Annotated in this window: 7 protein-coding genes, 1 pseudogene and 1 riboswitch; of the genes and pseudogenes, 2 read left to right on the forward strand and 6 right to left on the reverse strand. The window is 72.5% G+C overall.

Annotated features, from left to right (window positions below):
* The 4 genes from HGK34_RS21790 to HGK34_RS21805 form a co-directional block, all read right to left on the reverse strand.
* On the reverse strand, window positions 1-205 hold a 205-nt coding region (locus tag HGK34_RS21790), incomplete at its 3' end, for a transposase (RefSeq protein WP_201851433.1).
* On the reverse strand, window positions 202-564 hold the full coding sequence (locus HGK34_RS21795) for a transposase (protein ID WP_201851435.1): 363 nt from the start codon (window positions 562-564) through the stop codon (window positions 202-204). The genes HGK34_RS21790 and HGK34_RS21795, both read right to left, overlap by 4 nt.
* Before the next feature lie 5 nt (window positions 565-569).
* Window positions 570-1079 carry a hypothetical protein gene (locus tag HGK34_RS21800; protein WP_201851437.1) on the reverse strand — a complete coding sequence of 170 codons (510 nt, stop codon included), beginning with the start codon at window positions 1077-1079 and terminating at the stop codon, window positions 570-572.
* 58 nt (window positions 1080-1137) lie between these two features.
* A complete protein-coding gene (locus HGK34_RS21805; RefSeq protein ID WP_201851439.1) occupies window positions 1138-1971 on the reverse strand; it encodes an RHS repeat domain-containing protein in 834 nt (277 codons plus the stop codon).
* On the opposite strand from HGK34_RS21805, the gene HGK34_RS21810 reads away from it, so the two are divergent.
* Window positions 1970-2773 carry a hypothetical protein gene (locus HGK34_RS21810; protein WP_201851442.1) on the forward strand — a complete coding sequence of 268 codons (804 nt, stop codon included), beginning with the start codon at window positions 1970-1972 and terminating at the stop codon, window positions 2771-2773. The two genes, HGK34_RS21805 and HGK34_RS21810, sit on opposite strands and share 2 nt — an antisense overlap.
* 134 nt (window positions 2774-2907) lie before the next feature.
* Window positions 2908-3486, forward strand: a complete 579-nt coding sequence (locus tag HGK34_RS21815; protein ID WP_201851444.1) for a hypothetical protein — start codon at window positions 2908-2910, stop codon at window positions 3484-3486.
* Between the two features lie 19 nt (window positions 3487-3505).
* Here the strand turns inward: HGK34_RS21815 and thiD are convergent, their stop codons facing one another.
* Window positions 3506-4348: a bifunctional hydroxymethylpyrimidine kinase/phosphomethylpyrimidine kinase gene (gene thiD, locus HGK34_RS21820; protein ID WP_201851456.1), complete on the reverse strand. Its 843-nt coding sequence runs from the start codon at window positions 4346-4348 to the stop codon at window positions 3506-3508.
* Window positions 4349-4394: 46 nt separating this feature from the next.
* Window positions 4395-4492: riboswitch (TPP riboswitch) on the reverse strand.
* Between the two features lie 230 nt (window positions 4493-4722).
* Window positions 4723-5391: pseudogene (locus tag HGK34_RS21825) on the reverse strand (HpcH/HpaI aldolase/citrate lyase family protein); the annotation flags it as partial.
* Window positions 5392-5463: the final 72 nt, after the last annotated feature.

The following is a 5463-nucleotide window of genomic DNA, read 5'->3' on the forward strand; positions in this document are numbered from 1 at the left end:
CCCGCGGGGACCCCAGGGCGGGATCCTCGCGGTGCAACTGCCGAATCCGATCGGCGAGCACGGCGTCATCGGCCGCCCGCGCGGCACGGGCGGCAGCGCCGGTGAGCCACTTGTAGTACGAGGACCGGTTGACGCCCAGGACCTGACACAGCCGCTTCACCGAGTAGGCGCTGGAGTGCTCGGCGACGAACTGGAAGCGGCTCACCAGGTCGTCTCTCCCGCGAAATACTTCGCGGCCTTGCGCAGGATCTCCCGCTCGGTCGCGAGCGTCCGCTTCTCGGCCTCCAAACGCCGGTTGGTGGCCTCCAACTCCGCCACCCGCGCCTCGAGCTGACCGACCCGGCCGCCGGACCGCACCGGCGAGGCGGCCGGCTCCGTCACCTCGGGCCCCGCCCGGCCGGTCACAGCCAGCTGGCCACGCTTCTCAGCAGCCCGGCGCACCCACAGCCGCAGCGTCTCGCGCGAGACGCCCAGGTCCTGGGCGATGCCCTTGATCGTGGCCCCGGGAGTCGACTCGTACAAGGCCACAGCATCGGCCTTGAACTCCTCAGGGTAGTTCTTCATTGCCATCAGTTACAGAACTCGCTTCCCTGGATCAGACATCCAGTATCAGCGTGTCCACCAAACGGGGTGAGGCCCCCAAGGCTTGCGTCGAGGCCTGCCATGCTCGCGTCGATCCCGGCAATGCTCGCGCTGACCCCCGCCATGCTCCCGCTGAAGCCGGCGAGGTCGGTGTCGAACGAGTATGAGCGGGGGCGGTAGGTCGATGACGTGCTCGCCGATGCGGCGGCCACGCTCGTGCCTCCCCAGGTCCACGCGCCGGCTTGGGAAATCGAACCGGCGCTGATCGATGTGGAGTAGCTCGTCCCGGGGTAGGAGTAGGAGTACTGGCTCAGGTTCGGGATCGTTCCGAACCCGTAGCCCGATCCGTAGTACGTCGGCTGGGACAAGGCGACGCTCGCGCCGGCTGCAGCGCCGATGGCCAGTCCTCCGAAGAGCGCCTCCCCTGCCGTGATACATGTACCGAGCAGGACGACCCCCGGCCCGACGCAGTGTCCCGACGGGTCGGAGTACTGCACGGGGTTGCCCAGGCCCTAGGCGTACCTGTTCAGCTGGTCGACAGGCAGAGCGATGTCGTCACGAGTCAGGAACCCGCCGGTCTCCGGGTCGTACCAACGGGCGTCCATGTTGACGAGGCCGTCGTGGGTGAAGTCGTTCTGGAAAACCGAGCTGATCGGCTCCGGTGCTGGAGGCCTGTCCCAGCGGATCGAAGGAAACGACCCGCTCGGTGGGCCCGTCGAGGACCGCGATCACATCTCCATGCGGGTCGGTGATTCCCCTGCCGCCCTGGATCTCGATGATGCGCCCGCGCGGGTCGCGAACCACCGGCGATGACCCGATCTCCGAAGCATCTCGCTCCAAGCCCGCGTAGGTCAGGGTCTTGTCCCCGGTCGACGAGAGGCGTCCGAGTGCGTCGTACTGGTAGCTGTTGGTCCCCGACCTGGTCAACTGCCCGAACGGGTCGTGGTCGTAGGTCGTGGTACCCGCAGCGATCCGGTTGCCGTCCGCGGAATAGGAGTACGTGCGGTCGCCGACCGAGCGGAGCTGGTTGCGTGCGTCATGGGTGCGCTGGTCACCATCGCGGGAAGTCAGGTTCCCGGCCGGATCCCATTCCAGGGTGTGGATACCGGTCGCGTCCTGCCAGCCTGTCAGCCGGCTTCGCACGTCGTAGGTGTAGGTCGTCGTCCTGGAGTCGGCCTGGTTCGACGTACGCGACAGGCGGTTTCCTGCGGCGTCGTAGGTGTAGGTTTCGTCGACCAGGGCCTCGGCGCCCGAGACCACCTTCTGACCGGTCAGGTTCCCAAGGAGACGGTCCACGAGCACCCGGCACGGCAAAGCCACTGACTGGCGAAACGCCGCGCCTGCCGAGATAGTCGACGCAGAACCGGCAGAGCAGTACGTTTCCCCCATGAGCGACGAGCGCCAGATCCCATCTGACGACGGTGACGCCACCGAGGACGACGGCCGCATCGAGCGGCTGCGTGAGCTCCTGACCGCCCCGATCAAGATCCCGGACTCCGCCAGCGGCAGCGGTGACACCACCCGCGACGCACCCGGCGACGCCGAGGACTACCCCGCACCGTCCGTCGACATCCCCCCGCACGTCCGCGCCGCCGCGGAAGCCGCCGCGCACGCCGGGGACCCTGACGACGCCGAGGACGAGCAGCCACGGCGGAACCGGATCAGCCGCAAGCGGCGCACCTGGGCCGACGCCTTCCTCGACACCGGCAGGCGCGACCTGGCCGGCGCGGGCGGCGACGCCGCCGCGCAACTCCTGACGCGGCTCGACGAGCTCGACCGGCGTACCGGCGAGGATGTCGCCGGTGCCCGCGCCCGCGCCGACGAGGCGGCCGCCGCGGCGACGTCGGCGCAGCAGGACCTGGACGCGGCTCGCATCGAGGTCCGCGAGTCCCACGAGGAGACCGCCGCGCGGCTCGACGGCGTCGAGCGGCGGATCGCGGCCGCCGAGGAGGCCACCGAGGAGGGGGTCGGCGCGCTGCGCACGGCGTCCGCGGCCCAGCGGGACGAGATCTCGCGGCTCACCACGTCGCTCGACGCCGCCGAGACCACCGCCGCGGCCGCGCAGCGGTCCGCCGCCGAGGCACGCGAGCAAGCGGCTGGCGCGGCACGCAAGGCGGGCACGGCCACGATCGTCGCGGTGGTCGCCGTCGTCCTGGCACTCGCTGCCCTCGGCGCAGCCCTTGTGCTCTGACGCGTCCGGTCCAGGCACGTCCGGTCCCCGCACGCTCAGCCCCCGCACGCCCCGTTCCGGCGCCCCGGAAACCGGCACCCCAAATCCCGGCGAAACGGACCGCGGGGAGCGTCTGCGCTGGTAACTTCGTCGCCATGGCGCCCCTCGACGACTCCCCCCGACACGCGATGCACAAGCCCCAGCGCCTGTCCTGGGACCCCCGGCCGATCCTGGCTGACCTCAAGGCCGGGATGCAGACACAGCGGTCAAGAACCGATCTTCCGGAACCTGGCACCGAGCCGCCCGGGGACGCGACCGTCTCCCAGCCCACGGTCGACGCCGGGATGAGCGACCCGGCGGGCGCGGACGGCGCCCGCGTCGGGGGCTCCGCGATGGTGCACGCCCCTGTCGAGGGCAAGGACCACAAGAACCTGCGCCGCGCCGCCGAGGCCGCGGAGGCCGCCGCCGCTCAGGCCGCGGGCGCGGCTTCCCAGGCCGCCATCACCGCAGACCGGGCGACCTCCGACGCTCGCGCGGCACGCGAGGACGCGGCGGCGGCGAACGCGGCGGCGAACGCGACTCTCGCCGGGCTGCGCACCGCCCGGGAGGAGATCACCGTGCTGCACCAGGCCCTGGAGCGGGTCCAGGCCCGAGCGCGCCGCGACGCGGTGATCGCCTGGGCCGTGGCCGGGATCGCGCTGATCGTGGCCTCCGTCGGCCTGATCGTCGGGTAGGCGGCCGGTCCGGGCGCCCTCACGCCTCCAGAGCCCGGGCCCTCAGACCCGCCGCGTCCCAGAGCATGCCCAGATGGTCCACCGGGCCGTGACCGCCGCGCGAGCCCACCCGCAGGCTCTCGCCCCGGGCGATCGCCGCGCGCAGCCACGTCGTCGCACGCCGCAGCGCCTCGGGCCACGAACCCGTCACGACGCGCAGCGTCGCCAGCGCCGACGACAGCGAGCACCCGGTGCCGTGCGTGCTGGTGGCCACCAGCCGCGGGCCGTTGACGCCCGCCACCTCGCCGTGGGCGGACACCAGGGCGTCCGGCGTGTCCGAGGCGAGCAGGTGGCCGCCCTTGGCCAGGACCAGCACGTCGTGCACCGCCGCCACCTCCCGCGCCTGGGCGATCACCTGCTCCCACGTGACGGCCTCGGGCCCGCCGGTGAGCACGGCGAGCTCGGGGATGTTCGGGGTCACGACGTCGGCCAGGGACAGCAGGTCGCGCAGGGCGGCCTCCGCCGTGGGCTCCAGCAGGCGGTCACCACTGGTGGCGATCATGACGGGGTCGAGCACCACGACGGGCGGACGCACCCGCTCCAGCCAGACGCCCACGACGTCGGCCGTGCGCGCCCCACCCAACATCCCGATCTTGACCGCGTCGATGTCGATGTCGTCGCTGACCGCGTCCAGCTGCTGGGCGACGAAGTCCGCGGGCGGCGCGTGGACCGCACGCACCCCCTGGGTGTTCTGCGCGGTCAGAGCCGTGACCACCGCCATCCCGTACCCGCCGTGGGCGGCGATCGCCTTCAGGTCGGCCTGGATCCCCGCCCCGCCCGACGGGTCGGACCCGGCGATCGACAGCACGCGGGGGACGCTCATGGCGTCACCGCCGGGACCGCGGCCCCTGTCGCGTGAAGAACCGCAGCTCTGCGCATCTCGACATTCCCTTCGCCGGCACTACCTGGATCAGGTTCGACGGGTGTGTTCTCAGCTGCCACAGCGGCGGCACCCCGTGTCGATTTCTTTCCCAGTTTAGGTGGCGGTCGACTGGTTTGTCGAGAAAAGTCCGGCTCGCTGTGCTGTCCGGTCCGTCACACCCGCCCGAGGATAGCGTCGGACGCCCGCCCGGGAGCGTGCGTTCGACGGGCGGCCCACCGAGACGGGACCCGATCCGCCTCAGGCAGCCCCGGGCACGGGAGACAGCAGGCCAGAGCAGGCGCGCAGACCGCCGGAAACAGGCGGACCGGGGCCCGTCAGCCGACCGCGCGGGACAGCACCGCGCGGGCGTGCCGCAACACGGGCTCGTCCACCATGACGCCGTCCAGCGCGAACACGCCCGCGCCTCCCCCGGCCTCGTGGTCCGCCGCGGCCGCGAGGACCGCCTCGGCACGGGCCACCTCGGCCGGGGTCGGGGCGTAGGCCTCCCGGATGACGGGGACATGCCGCGGATGAATGCACGCCGTGGCGGCGAAGCCCGAGGCCACCGCATCGACCGCCTCGGCACGCAGGCCGTCGAGGTCCGCGATGTCCAGGTGCACCGCGTCGATCGCCTGCTTGCCGGCCGCCCCCGCGGCCAGCAGGACCGTCGACCGCGCCTGCCGCGCCACGTCGCGATACACCCCGGGGGCCCGCTCCCCCGGCCCGAACCGGCTGGACGTGCCGCCCAGGGAAGCGACCAGATCCTCCGCACCCCACATCAGCGCCACCACGTCGTCCCGCCGCGCGAGCGCAGCCGCGTCCACGACGCCCGACGCCGTCTCGCACAGTGCCACGACGTCCAGCCCGTCGAGGGCGGGCAGGCTCGCGTCCGCCTTGGCGACCATCACCGTACGGAACGGCGTGGCACGCACGGCCGCCAGATCCGCCTCGTGATCGGGGGTACCGGGCGGGTTCACCCGCACGATCGTGCGCTCCGGCACCAGCACGGCCGGGCCGGCCCGCCCACCGGCACCGTCCGTCCCGCCCTCCCGGGCACCTGTCTCTTATACACATCT

It is taken from the genome of Myceligenerans indicum (assembly GCF_016742955.1).
Lineage (GTDB): Bacteria > Actinomycetota > Actinomycetes > Actinomycetales > Cellulomonadaceae > Myceligenerans > Myceligenerans indicum.

Bases quoted from the DNA above. Each gene is read 5' to 3' on its own strand.
- HGK34_RS21810 (WP_201851442.1), top strand. From the start codon at position 1,970: ATGAGCGACGAGCGCCAGATCCCATCTGACGACGGTGACGCCACCGAG.
- HGK34_RS21795 (WP_201851435.1), bottom strand. From the start codon at position 564: ATGAAGAACTACCCTGAGGAGTTCAAGGCCGATGCTGTGGCCTTGTAC.
- HGK34_RS21805 (WP_201851439.1), bottom strand. From the start codon at position 1,971: ATGGGGGAAACGTACTGCTCTGCCGGTTCTGCGTCGACTATCTCGGCA.
- thiD (WP_201851456.1), bottom strand. From the start codon at position 4,348: ATGAGCGTCCCCCGCGTGCTGTCGATCGCCGGGTCCGACCCGTCGGGC.
- HGK34_RS21815 (WP_201851444.1), top strand. From the start codon at position 2,908: ATGGCGCCCCTCGACGACTCCCCCCGACACGCGATGCACAAGCCCCAG.